This window comes from Nostoc sp. DSM 114160, from assembly GCF_053470305.1.
In genome coordinates this window covers 617,532-632,773 of sequence record NZ_JBPFGO010000004.1, presented here as the reverse complement: position 1 = coordinate 632,773, position 15,242 = coordinate 617,532, and the positions used below count along the sequence as shown (strand labels likewise).

Below are 15,242 nucleotides of genomic sequence, written 5' to 3'. Positions count from 1 at the left end.
ACTGAGTTATATGTTGTTAAATAATCGATCAAATGCTTAAATCTCTGCTATATTTTTTGTGGGCTGGCTTATTGGAAATTGGGGGCGGCTACTTAATCTGGTTGTGGTTGCGCGAAGGTAAGCCGTCCTGGTTGGGTATATTGGGAGGAATTGCTTTAGCTTTCTATGGGGTTATTGCAACTCTCCAACCAACAAATTTTGGCAGAGTCTATGCGGCTTATGGCGGCGTGTTTATCGCAATGGCAATGCTTTGGAGTTGGAAGGTAGACGGGGTAACTCCAGACCGCTACGACTTAATCGGAGTATGTTTAGCTTTAATAAGTGTTTTAATTATCATGTTTGCCCCCAGAAGTTAAGTAAAATTTCTAGATTATTTTGAACTTTTATAGTGTTCTCTGGTAAACAAATAATAATCTCACGCAAAATTGCAAAAGTTTTTTCGCAACTAACCTGTTAGAAGCAGGCATCTGGATATCTACATGTTTATGAGGGAAATAGAAAGAGAACTCATGATGCAACATTTTGCAACTAGATGAGGTAAACTTCTCCACAACCCTCACGCTACTTGCTTCTCTCTTCTCTAAAATGACGATCGCGATCGCACGAGTAGGGTATTTCTCTACCTCATATTGGCGTAGCCTCTGTCTTTGCACCCTGTTCGCGATCGCACGAGAAGTTGAAATTTGCAGCATATTTGGGCAAATTATCGGAAAATACTGACAAGAATTTACAATACTCGTTACATATCACAATTATTTTGGTTTGTAACAGTAAGTAACTAAAAATTCGTAATTTTGTCCGGCTTGAATAAAATACTATTCTTCTATTCTTTAAAAAAAAAGATGCAATGTAATGATTGCGTGTTTATACGCTAATTTAAATCTTGGCAACTACAATCGGGTTTATATTTTTGTTAACATTTCAAGAAAATTCAAGTTAAGTAACTTTCAAGACAAAAATGTGTCAATAAAAGTAATCAAATGTAGTTAAGGATACAAATTGTTGGTGCTTAGGAAGAAAAAAAAGTGTTGAAGAAAGTTGTGATGATTGGAGCTATCACCCTACTATTTTTAGGAGGGCCGTTGATGGGCAATGCTTTTGCCCAAACCCCAACTGCTGCCCCGCCTACTGCTGATACTGGAGACACAGCATTTATGCTGATCTCAGCAGCACTTGTGCTGTTAATGACACCAGGATTGGCGTTTTTCTATGGTGGATTTGTGCGATCGCGTAACATCCTAAACACATTGATGATGAGCTTTGTGTTAATGGCAATCGTCGGAGTTACCTGGATTCTGTGGGGCTATAGTCTTTCCTTTGCGCCAGGTTTACCATTTATCGGTGGATTGCAATGGCTGGGTTTGAATGGTGTCGGATTAGAGATAACCGATTATCTCAAAGGGTCAAACCCGCCGGAAGTCGTTTCTTATGCCGGCACAATACCCCATCAGGCATTCATGATTTACCAAGCCATGTTTGCCATTATCACCCCAGCCTTAATTTCTGGGGCGATCGTTGAACGGATTAGTTTCCGCGCCTATTCGCTGTTTGTTCTACTGTGGTCAACCTTTGTTTACGCTCCCCTAGCCCACATGGTGTGGGCGAAAGGTGGATTCTTGGGTTTGTACGGTGGATTAGGTGCCCTCGACTTTGCAGGTGGCACAGTAGTTCATATTAGTTCTGGCGTTTCTGCTCTAGTAGCAGCGATCGTCCTTGGGCCTCGGAAAACCCATCCCGATCGCCTTAGCCCGCCGCACAATGTTCCTTTCATTTTACTGGGTGCTGGCTTGCTATGGTTTGGCTGGTTCGGTTTCAACGCTGGAAGTGCCTTATCTGCTGCCAGTGGAACTTCTGGTAATGTAGTCACAAATTTAGCAACAACAGCCTTTGTTGCTACCAATACAGCAGCAGCGGCGGCGGCTTTAATGTGGCTAATTTTGGAAAGCGTTTTACGGGGTAAACCGACCGCAGTGGGAGCAGCTACAGGAGCTGTTGCTGGTTTGGTGGGTATCACCCCCGCCGCCGGATTTGTCACACCGCTATCAGCGATTTTAGTTGGTTTCATCACCTCCTTTGTTTGCTTCTATGCTGTGAGTTTCAAGCATAAGCTGCAAATTGACGATGCTTTAGATACCTATCCCGTGCATGGCGTTGGCGGTACAGTAGGGGCAATTTTAACGGCCATTTTTGCCACGACTCAAGTCAACGGAGGAGGTAAAGACGGAGTACTGCGTGGTAATTTTGGTGAATTGATAGTTGAACTAGTAGCAATTGTCGTTGCCTATGTAATCGCAGGTGTTGGTACGTGGATTATTCTCAAGATTATCGATGCTACAGTCGGGCTGCGAGTCAAAGAGGAAGCGGAATTGCAAGGGATGGATATCAACGAACACGGCGAAGAAGGTTACAACTCCGAGTTTGGCGATCGTCCTACTCAGTAGAGAGTGCTGAGTTAGAAGTTAGGAGTTGCTTCCCTAATGCCCAATTTAAGATTGTGTAATTTGCGATCGCTAGCGTTAAAATTTGATTCAAATAATTGGTAAATTTCGCTAGTCGTGTCTACATCTCTTAAAACCTTTCCTATCTGGGCATTTTTCTCGCTGTTAACCAACGGCATCCTAATGTTGGCGGTCATTCTGCTCATTTGGCAACAGCAGAGATTGGCCGCTTTTTTTGGGATAATCGCATCCCCACAGCCAATCAACCTGAATAATTCACCGCAAATTGCTACACCTGATTTAGGTCGCCGTCACCAACTCACTTATCAAGAGTGGATAGATATCCTCAACCAAGAAGCCAAGGTCGCCGCTGACCAACATCCTCCGCATTTAACCATCCTGGCGGGAGATTCTCTGAGTTTGTGGTTTCCCCCTGAGTTATTACCCGAAGGTAAAAATTGGCTCAATCAAGGAATTTCTGGCGAAACCAGCAATGGACTCTTAAAAAGATTAAAAATATTTGACCGCACCCAGCCAGAGGTGATTTTTGTAATGATTGGCATTAATGACCTAATTCGGGGCATGAGCAATGGGGAAATTTTAGATAATCAGCGGCAAATTATCAATCACCTACAAAAGACTCATCCTACAGCGCAAATTGTTGTCCAATCGATTTTGCCACATGGGGCAGAAGCAGCAACTTGGAAAGGACGAGATAAACTATTGGCTGTTGCCAATAGTCGCATTCGCGAGTTGAATCAGCAACTACAAAGCATATCTACCAAAAAAGGTGTCAAATACCTCGATTTACATCCCCTGTTTACCAACAAGCAAGGAAATCTCCGCCGCGAATTTACTACTGATGGCTTACATTTAAGTCCTGAAGGCTATATGGTTTGGCGTTCTGCATTGCAGATTTATAGCGAGATTGAATTAAAACCTCAGCAAGAAAAAGAGGGGAAAAGGTTAAAGGGTAAAGGGTAAAGGCATTAAATCCTTTTCCCTTTGCCTCTCTCTGATAATATCTTTGAAGACAACTCTGTATCAATCGCGTCTAGGCGCGAGAAAATAAGAAATAGTGAGTTTAAGTAGACAAATCTAATGGATACAAAAGCTTTTAAGCGCAACCTCCAACATTCAGAAAATTACAATCGCAAGGGCTTTGGTCATCAAGCAGAAGTTGCCACGCAGTTGCAATCTGAGTATCAGAGTAACTTGATTCAGGAAATTCGCGATCGCAATTACACTCTGCAACGGGGTGATGTAACAATCCGACTAGCACAAGCCTTTGGCTTTTGCTGGGGTGTAGAACGGGCTGTGGCTATGGCCTACGAAACTCGTCAGCATTTCCCCACAGAACACATCTGGATTACTAACGAGATTATCCACAACCCTTCTGTAAATCAGCGGATGCAGGAGATGGAAGTACAATTCATCCCCATTAAAGAAAAGAATAAAGACTTTTCTATTGTTGGAATTGGTGATGTGGTCATATTACCCGCTTTTGGGGCTAGCGTTCAAGAAATGCAGATACTTCACGATAAAGGCTGCAAAATTGTTGATACAACTTGTCCTTGGGTATCTAAAGTTTGGAATACAGTAGAAAAGCACAAAAAAATCGATTATACATCAATAATTCACGGTAAATATAAGCACGAAGAAACAGTTGCGACTAGTTCCTTCGCTGGCAAGTATTTAATTGTGTTAAATTTGCAAGAAGCAGAATATGTTGCTGACTATATTATCAATGGTGGCAACCGTGAAGAATTTCTGACAAAATTTGCGAAAGCTTGTTCAGCAGGATTTGACCCCGATCGCGATTTAGAAAGAGTTGGCATTGCTAACCAAACTACCATGCTTAAAGGCGAAACTGAGCAAATCGGCAAGCTTTTTGAGCGGACTATGTTACAAAAGTATGGCCCCACTGAGTTAAATCAGCATTTCCAAAGCTTTAACACTATTTGTGATGCCACTCAAGAACGGCAAGATGCCATGTTGGAATTAGTGGAACATAATTTAGATTTGATGATAGTAATTGGTGGGTTTAATTCCTCGAATACTACTCAGTTGCAACAAATTGCCTTTGAGCGAGGAATTCCTTCTTACCATATTGATACTGTTGAACGCCTTAAATCGGTATATTCTATTGAACATCGGCAATTAAATGGGCAGTTAATAACTACAGATAACTGGTTGCCTGATGGGGAAATTGTTGTAGGCATTACTTCTGGTGCTTCTACGCCTGATAAGGTAGTAGAAGATGTAATTGAGAAGATTTTTAGATTAAAAGCAACAACAGCACTAGTTTAAAAGTTCTCAGATGACTTTCAAATAAAAACATCCAATTACTTAGGAGGTGGGCAGCATTCGACTGAACAAAGCCAAAGTCTTGCCCGCCTTACAAAAGTATTTTTGCTGTATTATGCAGACTGCAATACATCACAATACATCATTAGACCTTTTGGCATTTGTGCTTTTTGCACTCTTGGGGAAAAGGGTAAAGGTGAAAGGGGAAAGGGACTTTTGCAGAACCTTTTCTCCTTTTCCCAACTTATACAATAAGTCTATTATCTCCAGCTTTGCTCCTGAATTCAGAATAGTTGAATTCTTCAATTGTTTGCAATTGCCAAGATAATGAATGAGGTACAATAACTGCATCCTTCACCTCTCTTTGCACATCCTTCACCTCTCTTTGCAAGCGAGGAAGGGACTATAATGTACCTTCACCATGATGAAGAAATACTATATTTATTCACACATCACGCGTTTTGAAAAAATTATAGATAGCAAGACCAATAGCTAAAAGCAACACTGCATGAATGAGATTTCCGGCAATATGAAGTGCCAGTCCTAATGCCCAAAAAGCAACCAGTATAACAACAATACCCCAAAGTATACTCAACATATTATTTGTTCTGAATTAAATCAGTTTTAATTTATTCAAATATTTTACTCCATCGCTTCACTTTTATCTATTTGCCTTAAGAAAGATTACTTTGAGTGATGGCGCACAGTCATTTGCTATGCTTAATCTTTCGTTACTATTTAATTAGATAAAGATAGCGGTTCTGAACTGTCAGTTAACTGCCCCGATCGCTACCTCAAGCGACAGGATTGCTCTATAGTCGGAGCCTGTGCGAGTTGCACCATAATTGCTACTAATCAACCGCAACCTTACGATCGCCTGAAGCTAGCAATTCTAGCAATTATTGAGTCACATCCAAAAACGGCAACAAACCAGGGAATACCAGCAGCAGGTATCCAACAAGCGGCAAGTTTTCTTTGACTAGCTATTTTGGTGATTCTGGCATGACTTTAGAGATTTGCAATAATTAACGCCTCTAGCCATTGGGATAATAAACCTCTTGCAAAAGTAATTTTTGCAAGAGGGGTTAAAGGGAAAAGGGTTTTTATGAGCCGCTTTCCCCTTTAACCCTTACCCTTTTCTCCACTTTTGCAAGAAGTCTAAGAAATATTTCTACCGAAAGAACTATAAAAATTTCATCACGATTTCATTATTGGATGAAATCTTTAAAGGATAAATTCAGTTGCATGTCTTTCTTCAGCTAGAGATAAATTTTATCATATTTTTGATATTGATTTATACAAGACTCATATTGAATTTTTGCGAAGCTAGTACATAATAAATACAAAGTCTGTTGAATATGTCAAGTCAAACCGATGTACAAGTACAAAGAATTAGAGCTATTGGCTTAACAGTGACAAACTGCAATCGCTCTTTGGATTTCTATACACAAGCACTTGCTTTTGAACTAGTTTCTGACATTACTGTTGAAGGACAGGATTACAGCGACTTAGGAGGTGTGACTGGGACAACAATTCGCATTGTCACTTTACGATTAGGTGATGAACTGATCGAGTTGATGGAGTATCTTAATATTCAGGGTAAACCCATTCCCAGCGATTCACAAAGTAATGACTTGTGGTTTCAACATCTGGCAATTGTCGTGAGTGATATGGATCGTGCTTATGCTCACTTGCGTTCATTTCCCATTGAACCAATTTCAGTTGCTCCCCAGACAATACCACCTGAGAATAAAGCATCTGGTGGTGTCCGCGCTTTTAAGTTTAAAGACCCTGATGGTCATGATTTAGAGTTAATTTGGTTTCCACCTGATAAAGGACAAGATAAGTGGCATCAAAATAGTCATAGCTTGTTTTTGGGAATCGATCATAGTGCGATCGCTATTTCCAATACCGAGCAGAGTCTACACTTCTACTGCAACCTCCTGGGAATGCAAATTGATAGCCGCAGTCTCAACTGGGGTGCAACCCAATCTCGCTTGGATAATTTACCAGGAGCCGAAGTCAAAATTACAGCACTACGACCTGTTCAAGATGGTGTGGGAATTGAACTGTTAGACTATATTGTGCCTGAAAAAGGCCGCCCAATACCGAGTGACTGGAAAAGTTGCGATATTGCACATATCCAAATTGAGCTTGTTGTAAATAATCTTGAACAGTTTGTAGATAAGCTACGGCGTAACGGAGTTCAGTTTGTATCGTCGCGGATTGTACAGTTTAGCGATCGCTCTTTTCCTTACCGCCAAGGTTATTTAGTTAAAGATCCTGATGGACATACAATCTTGCTAACTCTGAATAATACCAATTCTGTGTAACAATGCGCTTATAAACTAGTTGTCTGGGACAGTGTAGTATTATACATTTTCTTCACTAACATAATTTGCAACCAGAATGCGCTTTGGATATACTCCTAAATCTTGGTTATAAAAGTCAGATGAAAATTCGTTTAAATTACCAGTTTCTAGAGCAGAAAGAAATTGTCTTGGTAGTTCTGAATAAACAGTAACGTTCTCAAAGCCTAATAAAGTACTGTTAGCCGAGCCAGTTTGATAAATCTGAAGCATTAGAGGACAACGTACAAGACAGCGCCAAGGTTTAGTATGGTCTAATTTATGTAGCTCGGCAAATTTCCTAGATCCTTTTTTGGAGAGTGCTAAACGCACGTTCTTTGAAGGAGTTACTGTGCAACCAAACTGCTCACTTTCATAAAATAAGCTACATTGCCAACTACCTAAGAGGGTGTTTGAAAAGTTTTGAGGGGTCAAATTTTATGCTAATCGCCTCACCATGATGCGGATCATGGCAAGGTAAATAAACGTCTCGGATGTTTCGGGCAATAACTCATAGTCTCGAACTAATCGGCGACATCCCATGAGCCAACCAAAAGTTCGCTCTACAACCCAACGTTTTTTGAGCAAGATAAAACCTTTAGCCTCTTGGGAGCGCAACACTACCTGGACAATCCAACGGCAAAAATTCATGACCCCACTGCATGAAAGGTTCTCCATCAAAACCACCATCTACCCAGATAGTGGTCAAACGAGAGATCTTGTAATGGGACTGTTTGACCCGTTTTAGAACTTGTTTTCCCCCTTCTCGTTCACCAACATTGGCTGCGGTGACTACAACCCTCAACACTAATCCCAAAGTATCGACCGTCATAAATCGCTTGCGTCCTTTGATTTTCTTACCCGCATCGTAGCCCACTCCTTGACTCACCATCGCTGCACTCTTCACGCTTTGGCTGTCGATTATCGCTTCTGATGGACTCGGATGGCGCTCAATTTCGATTCTTGTCCACTCTTGCAAGCGATCGTGGATCTGCAACCACGTTCCATCTTGTCGCCAGTTACGGAAATAGGTGTATACAGTCTGCCACACGGGAAAATCACCAGGTAACGCTCGCCATCTCACTCCTTCAACTAGAACATAGAAGATGGCGTTGAGTACTTCCCACATATTGACTTCACGCTTACGACCACCTGGTTTGGGTTCTGGAATCATCTCACTGAGAAATTCATATTGGGTGCGGGTCAGGTTGCTGGGGTATGCTTTACTCATGCTGCTCTCTCGGTGCTGTCTACTATCTATTCACAGCCTATACCGAGAGAGCTTTTTTACAACATTCCCAACTTTTCAAACATCCTCTAAGTCTACATTTTTAAGATAGTTGTAAAAGCAATAGAGTGGAATGGCACGATTTACTTTAGCATACTGCTCTAAAATATCAATCTGTAGCGTGTTATCTACTTTATGCTTAAGCTTATCGTAACGAGTAGTTGCTGGATTAATCTTTTTAGCTTGAATAGCATAGCGTAACCAACCTAAGCGATTATTTCCAATCCACCACTCCCAGTCTGTACCTTGATCTTTCTCTTGATTTTTAGGTGTTTTGATTACTCGCACTTCAGGGCAATTAGCTTTAGCGATTTCTAGTAGATTAGAGTCTGTAATTGTCTCTTCACCTTGTGAAACATGATATACCTCTCCCAAATATATGCGTTGCCAAGTTGAGGACGCGATATTTTCAAATACATCAACAGCATTCATGAATGAAATTGGATTTTCTTTAGGACACCCAGTAGTTTAGCCTAATGGCATTGAGATAGACATGTGTCCACCTCGAAACATGATGTTCACCGTCCAAAAATGAGAGCATCCAGCGAACAAGCACCAGGGCCTAAAACTGCGATCGCAATTAGCATAACGCAATACATAAAAGCCTTTTCCCAACTTGGGGGTTCACCTTGTCCTAAAGCACCTTGATACTGTTCTGGAGGAATTAAGTATGGATCTTGAGCTACGAAAGGCTTACTTCCAGAGATGTGCAAATATATCGCAAAAATCATTGAGCAAAGAATGGGTAAAGTTGCTAAGAGGGTGAGGAATCCAATAATCAGAAAAATTCCGCCACCTAACATCGATGCAGCTGATAAAAAGCAAAGAAACACAGGCATTTTTAGAGAATCAGCCCACTGTTTAAGATGGGTTATCTTGGGATAACCGTGTAATATAAACAACCAGCCAAGGCTAACTCTGAGAAGTAAAAGTGCCAATCCTGGGAATCCGTCAGGATACACCGGAGAAAGCGAACTTAACAAGTGTGGACTTAACTGTGGGAAATTAAATGCAGCTAGGAAAAAAGCGATCGCTACACCTAACCCAAATTGATAAATCATAGCTGTACACCACGAGTATTAAGGTTGATAACATATAACGAATGACCGGCTGTGATAAATAAGCGATCGCCTTCTTTACCACCAAAAGTTAGGTTAGCTGATGTCTCCGGTACAAAAATTTTTCCTAAGCGAGTTCCATCGGGGGCGTATATCTGCACGCTATCTTGAGAGCTAGTAAAAACATTGCCATATTCGTCAACCCGCAGTCCATCCGGTTGTCCTGGCTCAATGACTGCAAATATACGCCCATTCTTTAGATAGCGCTCGCCCACAACCTCATAGACGCGAATATGATGAGGCCCCCCAGGAATATTAAACGCAGCTGTATCTGAAACATACAGCATGCTTTCGTCTGGACTGAAAGCCAACCCATTAGGGCGCACCATGTCTGTTACTACAGGATAAATTTCACCTGTTTTTGGGTCAAAGCGATAGACGTAACTTCCGGGTTGTTTCTGTTCGCCGCCGTAACCTTGGTTTGGCTCGGTAATCCCATAAGGCGGATCGGTGAACCAAATTGTACCGTCACTTTTAACTACTAAATCATTTGGACTGTTCAGGCGTTTGCTTTGGTAGCGATCAACTAAAACTTTCCATTCACCATTGTCTTCGCGTCGGATGATAGCACGCAAACCAGAGGAACACGCAACCAGACGACCCTCTAAGTCTCGGTAATTACCACTTTGGTAATCAGATGGATCTCGTAGGACAGTCACCTTGTCAGTGGGACTCCATCGCAACAGGCGATTGCCGTGAGCGTCACTCCACACAACACTGTCATCTTCATGGAAATAAACAGGCCCCTCGCTATGGACTGCACCGTTGGCTAGCTCCTGGAGTAAAGCATCGGGGCGTACAATAGCACGCAGGCGATCGTCATAAATCTCAATGGCTTCAAGCATAGAAATCTCCTGTTATTTAACTTGGCTACTGACGATAAATATCAGGTATAAATTAATACTAAAAGTATTGACAATGTCTACTTAATATCGGGCAACAAACTAAGTGTAAAATTTTCAACTATTCTCATCAGTTACTAAATACAATATTGAAGTTAATGATTATAAAGCTAATTTTTACTATATCGATCTCCATTAACATTGAACCATAGATATAGATTGCACTAAAATACTATTTTTGTTCAAGATAAATCTTTTATAACACCATCGAATTAATAGCTTCCTTAAATGCCAAGCAAAATTTATTTACTATTTTTGTAAATATCAGGACTTATACCAATTCTGTATGAAGATGCGCCAAAATATAAGATGGGTGCTTTTGGTGTAAGCGTTATGGGTATGAGATTACTGATTGAGATTAAAGAGAGCCAAGAAGAATTGGAAAAAGCCCTTAAATATGTCACACAAGCAAGTAGTAAAGAAAGACTACAGATGCTCTATTGGTTAAAAAGTGGACAAGTGACAAGTAGGCAAGCGATCGCAGAACGTCTAGGACGCGACCCAAGCAACCATAACTCGTTGGATAAGAAAGTACAAAGATGGGGGACGACAAGGCTTACTGTCGATGAAATATGCGCCAGGTAAAGAGCCGATTGTTCAAGGGGAAAATTTAGAGCGTTTAAAACAAAGATTGTCTCAGCCACAAGGATTTCATAGCTATAGTCAAATTCAACAATGGCTCAATACCGAATTGGGACTCAACATAGCGTATAAAACTGTGTATCAGTTAGTTCGCTATCAACTCCAAGCCAAGCTGAAAGTTCCTCGTCCTCAAAGCACCAAACAGCACCCTTTAAGTCAGTCTCACTTTAAAAAAAACTTCCCCTAGCGCTGAAATTTTTGCAGTCAGAATTTGGAGACTCTAAGCGTGTGAGGTATCTATGTCAAGACGAAACTCGTTTAGGACTCAAAACAATTACCGGACGTTTGATTACTGCAAAAGGGATTAAACCTCTAGGGCACAGCCAGTGGCGGCGTGACAATTTTTATTTATACGGTGTCGTAGAACCCCTGAGTGGTTATAGCTTTTTCTACGAGTTTCCCTACCTCAATGCTGATTGTTTCCAGCACTTTTTGGAATTAGTGTCTGCTGAACTTGGTGATGATATTGCGGTTATCCAGTTTGATCGAGGGTCGTTTCATAAAGCAAAAACTCTTGATTGTCCTGATAACATTATCCCGATTTTTCAACCTCCGCACTCTCCAGAACTCAACCCAATTGAGCGGTTTTGGGAATTTCTCAAATCGAAACTCCAATGGCAAAACTGTAAAACCCTCGCACAATTACAGCTGAAGTTAACTGATGTCCTCAAAACGATTACACCTGAGATGATTGCTTCTGTGACTTCCTATGACTTTATCCTTGAAGCCTTATTTAGCGCAGCTTCATAAAGAATTGGTATTACGCAACTGGCACAAAAAGGGGGTAAGGTGCAGCCCTAGCCAGCGACAATTCAACTCAAACCAAGCACATAAGAATACTTGGGCGTTTTAGTTGCTGAATTAAATAATTAGAAAGCAAATTATGCTTGATTTGATAAATAGTTTGACCAGTTTGATAGGCTAAATTCTTTAATCTAATCCAAACCAACATTGCACAAGCAATATGATTTCTTTGAAGCCTAGCTTTACGACATTGACAAGATTCAATGCCTGTTAGTTGTTTAATCTCTCGGTGAAACTCCTCGATTTTCCAACGAATTTTACACACCTCTTGTACAACATCCGTGGAGCTTTGAGATAAATCGTTAGTGGCGATATAATCCGTTCTGTTGGTAGAAACAGTAACCCGGAATAGTTTCACTTTTTTCTTAGCTGGGAACCCTTTAATTTTAATTATCTTACCACAGTCTAGTTCTTCAGGACTCCATTCTAATAATTCAATACGTTTATATTTGTCTTGTCCAAATGTATCATCAACTAACCGATTATTTTTTAAAGGGCAATAATATATTTTCTCGATTGCATCAATATAAAGCATTAAACTATGTACGGCATACCATGTGTCCATCAAAACAGTATCGAATGGTAAAAGCTTATGATATACAAGGTTTTGCAGCATGTCTTTCACATGGTCTATCTTGGTTTTACCATCGACATCAGGATTAAAAATGCGGTAATCGATTACCCAAAATTTTTGAAGAGTAGGGTTGACATACACACAGCTAACTACACCAATACCTTTGAGGACACCATGTTCATTACCACTATATTGTTTTCTGACTGTTTCTATTTCTTTAGAATACCTTTTATCTAAAACGCTATCATCAAATATTATGTAACCATTAGCATCAGGTTCAATTACCTCTTTCACGTTATCCCATAATAACCGAGGTGTTAATTTTTCTCTGTTTAAATAATAGTTAATTGCATCATGGCTAATACTTTCTAAATGCTCTGCCAAATTAGTCATTGTATAATTAATCTGACTACTTAATAAGTATTGGCAGTAATCAAGCTTAGTAAATTTCATTACCGTAAGCAACATTTATCTAATACAACCTCTACCTATTTTCTCATGAATCTTTCATGCTTTGCCTCCAATACACCTGCCTCTATTACGAATACAAGGCTTTCGGAATTAAATTCAAATAATACTCATGTACTAGCTAGCGGCGATCGCTCTGTGCCAGTTGCGTAAGTCCTGAATATATTACATGACTAATTCACACAATAAAAATAAAAAATGAAATTAAAATGAAATAAGAACCTGTCTTTAGGCATAAATAAATATTAATCCATTAGAGAGAAGTAATATTGTAATTCAAACTTTAATCTAAGCATAATAATCTGTCTTTAAAGGGTGTTTGAAAAGCTATAGTTATTGGTCAAAGTGTCTAATACCCCCTCTAACCCCCCTTGTAAATCTACGGTGCATACACAAGTCTCAAGTAGTTGATAAATCTTGGTTTTACCCCACCCTAACCCTCCCCTTATAAAGGGGAGGGAACAACATTTGTTCTGTTTCCCCCCTTTATAAGGGGAGATTAAGGGGGGTGATTCGACTTGTGTATACACGGTAGCCCTTGTAAATGGTGGGGAATAATCTCTTAAATCCCTCCTTTACAAGGGGATTTTGGGGGTTAAGATCAGAATTTAATGTGTTATACGACACTTTTAAAACATATTTTTAAAAGTATTCAAATTTTGAAAAAACTTATAAAGTAAATTAAAAGATTGCCAAATTAATTTGTGGCATCAAAGAAATTAAACCGTAATTAATATGAAATTACCAATTATCAATTATGACTAGCATCACAGAACATTACGATATCATTATTATCGGTACAGGAGCCGGTGGAGGTACATTAGCCCACCGCCTTGCACCCACAGGTAAAAAAATTCTAATACTGGAAAGAGGCGACTTTTTACCGAGAGAGAAGGCTAACTGGAATCCAGAGGAAGTCTATCAAAAACATCGTTACCATACTGATGAGCAATGGTATAACAAGGAAGGTAAAGCCTTTCAACCTCAGACAGGCTATTGGGTTGGTGGCAATACCAAACTCTACGGTGCAGCCCTAATTAGATTCCGGGAGCGAGATTTTGAAAGGGTAATTCATAAAGAAGGAATTTCTCCAGAATGGCCTTTGAAGTATCAAGACTTTGAGTCATACTACACCCAAGCAGAAAAGCTATATGACGTGCATGGTCAGGAAGGAGAAGACCCCACAGAACCACCTCGCAGCGAACCATATCCCTACCCGCCAGTGAGTCATGAGCCAGATATGCAGTCCCTTGCTGATGGCATTCGAGAACTGGGTTACTACCCATTTCATTTACCACTAGGATTAAAGCTCAATGAAAGCGATCGCACCAAAAGTCCCTGCATTCGCTGCGATACTTTTGATGGATATCCCTGTCTGGTACAGGCAAAAGCCGATGCTGAAGTCAACGCCATTCGTCCGGCTCGTGAAAAGTATGCCAATGTTACTCTTTTAACTAATACTAAAGTCTTGCGGCTGCATACCAGTGAGTCGGGGCGAGAAGTGACGAAGGTAGAAACTGAAATTGCAAAAGAGCAACATTGGTTCACAAGCGATATTGTGGTTGTTGCCTGTGGTTCTGTCAACTCAGCTGCTTTGCTGTTACGCTCTGCTAATGACAAGCATCCCAACGGATTAGCAAATAGTTCCGATCGGGTGGGGCGAAATTTCATGAAGCAACTGGAAACGGCTATAGTTTCCATACATCTAGAGGTGAATCACGCTAACTTTCAAAAAACGATCGCTGTCAACGATTTTTACTGGGGAGAGCCAGATTTCCCTTATCCGATGGGCATGGTGCAGAATACAGGTAATGTCCTAGCTGATATGATTCCTGGAGAAGCGCCGCCACTAATGGCTCCATTTATCAAGCTGATTCCTCATTTTGAGCGCCATTTGCTGGCCGAGCGATCGGTGGGTTGGTGGTTGCAAACAGAGGATTTACCAGATCCAAATAATCGGATTCGGGTGGTGGGCGACAAGATTCATGTTGACTATACACTGAACAATATCGAAGCAAGCGATCGCTTAATTCACCGATGGACATCTGTACTCAAGTCAATCCCTGGTTCTGCTAAACACGTCTTGCCATTTAGCATTTATCCCCGCACTCATATACCAGAACAAGCAGTTGCTCATCAATGCGGTAGTTGTCGATTTGGCACAGATCCCAAAACCTCAGTACTGGATCTAAATTGTCGTACTCATGATGTCGAGAATCTTTATATTGTAGATAGTAGTTTCTTTCCGTCAAATTCGGGAGTTAACCCCACGCTCACGATTATGGCGAATGCATTGCGTGTTGGCGATCTGCTTGCAGCAGCACTTCTCTAACGCATAGCTAAAGGATTGAAG

The 15,242-nt window shown here is 40.8% G+C and carries 17 protein-coding genes and 1 pseudogene; 10 read left to right on the top strand and 8 right to left on the bottom strand.

Features of this window, described 5'->3' with window-relative positions:
• The first annotated feature begins 32 nt into the window (after positions 1–32).
• Positions 33–356 (top strand): YnfA family protein, encoded by a 324-nt coding sequence (locus NSTCB13_RS34610; RefSeq protein ID WP_445626201.1) that lies wholly within the window; start codon positions 33–35, stop codon positions 354–356.
• Between the two features lie 27 nt (positions 357–383).
• On the opposite strand, the gene NSTCB13_RS34605 is transcribed toward NSTCB13_RS34610, so the two are convergent.
• Entirely contained in the window at positions 384–692 is a 309-nt protein-coding gene (locus tag NSTCB13_RS34605) for a hypothetical protein (RefSeq protein WP_448275546.1), read from the bottom strand.
• 351 nt (positions 693–1,043) lie between these two features.
• On the opposite strand from NSTCB13_RS34605, the gene NSTCB13_RS34600 reads away from it, so the two are divergent.
• From NSTCB13_RS34600 to NSTCB13_RS34590, 3 genes are all read left to right on the top strand, one after another.
• Positions 1,044–2,441 (top strand): ammonium transporter, encoded by a 1,398-nt coding sequence (locus NSTCB13_RS34600; protein WP_448275884.1) that lies wholly within the window; start codon positions 1,044–1,046, stop codon positions 2,439–2,441.
• Positions 2,442–2,555: 114 nt separating this feature from the next.
• A complete protein-coding gene (locus NSTCB13_RS34595; protein WP_445626199.1) occupies positions 2,556–3,422 on the top strand; it encodes an SGNH/GDSL hydrolase family protein in 867 nt (288 codons plus the stop codon).
• Positions 3,423–3,539: 117 nt separating this feature from the next.
• On the top strand, positions 3,540–4,748 hold the full coding sequence (locus NSTCB13_RS34590) for a 4-hydroxy-3-methylbut-2-enyl diphosphate reductase (RefSeq protein ID WP_445626198.1): 1,209 nt from the start codon (positions 3,540–3,542) through the stop codon (positions 4,746–4,748).
• Positions 4,749–5,190: 442 nt separating this feature from the next.
• Here the strand turns inward: NSTCB13_RS34590 and NSTCB13_RS34585 are convergent, their stop codons facing one another.
• The gene (locus NSTCB13_RS34585) at positions 5,191–5,343 is read right to left on the bottom strand and encodes a lmo0937 family membrane protein (protein WP_322670168.1); all 153 of its coding nucleotides are present in this window, start codon (positions 5,341–5,343) and stop codon (positions 5,191–5,193) included.
• A 760-nt stretch (positions 5,344–6,103) separates the two neighbouring features.
• Between NSTCB13_RS34585 and NSTCB13_RS34580 the strand changes: the two genes are divergently transcribed.
• Positions 6,104–7,078 carry a VOC family protein gene (locus tag NSTCB13_RS34580; RefSeq protein WP_448275544.1) on the top strand — a complete coding sequence of 325 codons (975 nt, stop codon included), beginning with the start codon at positions 6,104–6,106 and terminating at the stop codon, positions 7,076–7,078.
• A gap of 39 nt (positions 7,079–7,117) precedes the next feature.
• On the opposite strand, the gene NSTCB13_RS34575 is transcribed toward NSTCB13_RS34580, so the two are convergent.
• The 5 genes and pseudogenes from NSTCB13_RS34575 to NSTCB13_RS34555 form a co-directional block, all read right to left on the bottom strand.
• A complete protein-coding gene (locus tag NSTCB13_RS34575) occupies positions 7,118–7,327 on the bottom strand; it encodes a hypothetical protein (protein ID WP_448275542.1) in 210 nt (69 codons plus the stop codon).
• Positions 7,328–7,531: 204 nt separating this feature from the next.
• Positions 7,532–8,324: pseudogene (locus tag NSTCB13_RS34570) on the bottom strand (IS5 family transposase).
• A gap of 75 nt (positions 8,325–8,399) precedes the next feature.
• Positions 8,400–8,813 (bottom strand): DUF6615 family protein, encoded by a 414-nt coding sequence (locus tag NSTCB13_RS34565; RefSeq protein ID WP_448275541.1) that lies wholly within the window; start codon positions 8,811–8,813, stop codon positions 8,400–8,402.
• A gap of 86 nt (positions 8,814–8,899) precedes the next feature.
• Positions 8,900–9,442 carry a DoxX family protein gene (locus tag NSTCB13_RS34560; protein ID WP_448275539.1) on the bottom strand — a complete coding sequence of 181 codons (543 nt, stop codon included), beginning with the start codon at positions 9,440–9,442 and terminating at the stop codon, positions 8,900–8,902.
• Entirely contained in the window at positions 9,439–10,344 is a 906-nt protein-coding gene (locus NSTCB13_RS34555; RefSeq protein ID WP_448275537.1) for an SMP-30/gluconolactonase/LRE family protein, read from the bottom strand. The genes NSTCB13_RS34560 and NSTCB13_RS34555 overlap by 4 nt, the downstream gene beginning before the upstream one ends.
• A 390-nt stretch (positions 10,345–10,734) precedes the next feature.
• Here NSTCB13_RS34555 and NSTCB13_RS34550 point away from each other — a divergent pair, with 390 nt between their 5' ends.
• From NSTCB13_RS34550 to NSTCB13_RS34540, 3 genes are read left to right on the top strand one after another with little or no spacing between them, the layout of a single operon-like run.
• Positions 10,735–10,986 carry a hypothetical protein gene (locus NSTCB13_RS34550; RefSeq protein ID WP_448275536.1) on the top strand — a complete coding sequence of 84 codons (252 nt, stop codon included), beginning with the start codon at positions 10,735–10,737 and terminating at the stop codon, positions 10,984–10,986.
• A complete protein-coding gene (locus NSTCB13_RS34545) occupies positions 10,967–11,230 on the top strand; it encodes a hypothetical protein (protein WP_448275064.1) in 264 nt (87 codons plus the stop codon). Before NSTCB13_RS34550 ends, NSTCB13_RS34545 begins: the two co-directional genes overlap by 20 nt.
• A 41-nt stretch (positions 11,231–11,271) precedes the next feature.
• Positions 11,272–11,793, top strand: a complete 522-nt coding sequence (locus tag NSTCB13_RS34540) for an IS630 family transposase (protein ID WP_448275066.1) — start codon at positions 11,272–11,274, stop codon at positions 11,791–11,793.
• 67 nt (positions 11,794–11,860) lie between these two features.
• Here the strand turns inward: NSTCB13_RS34540 and NSTCB13_RS34535 are convergent, their stop codons facing one another.
• A complete protein-coding gene (locus NSTCB13_RS34535; RefSeq protein WP_448271396.1) occupies positions 11,861–12,874 on the bottom strand; it encodes an IS701 family transposase in 1,014 nt (337 codons plus the stop codon).
• On the opposite strand from NSTCB13_RS34535, the gene NSTCB13_RS34530 reads away from it, so the two are divergent.
• Together NSTCB13_RS34530 and NSTCB13_RS34525 are read left to right on the top strand one after the other, a co-directional pair.
• Positions 12,845–13,042 (top strand): hypothetical protein, encoded by a 198-nt coding sequence (locus NSTCB13_RS34530; protein WP_448273232.1) that lies wholly within the window; start codon positions 12,845–12,847, stop codon positions 13,040–13,042. The two genes, NSTCB13_RS34535 and NSTCB13_RS34530, sit on opposite strands and share 30 nt — an antisense overlap.
• A gap of 604 nt (positions 13,043–13,646) precedes the next feature.
• A complete protein-coding gene (locus NSTCB13_RS34525; protein WP_448275535.1) occupies positions 13,647–15,221 on the top strand; it encodes a GMC oxidoreductase in 1,575 nt (524 codons plus the stop codon).
• Positions 15,222–15,242: the final 21 nt, after the last annotated feature.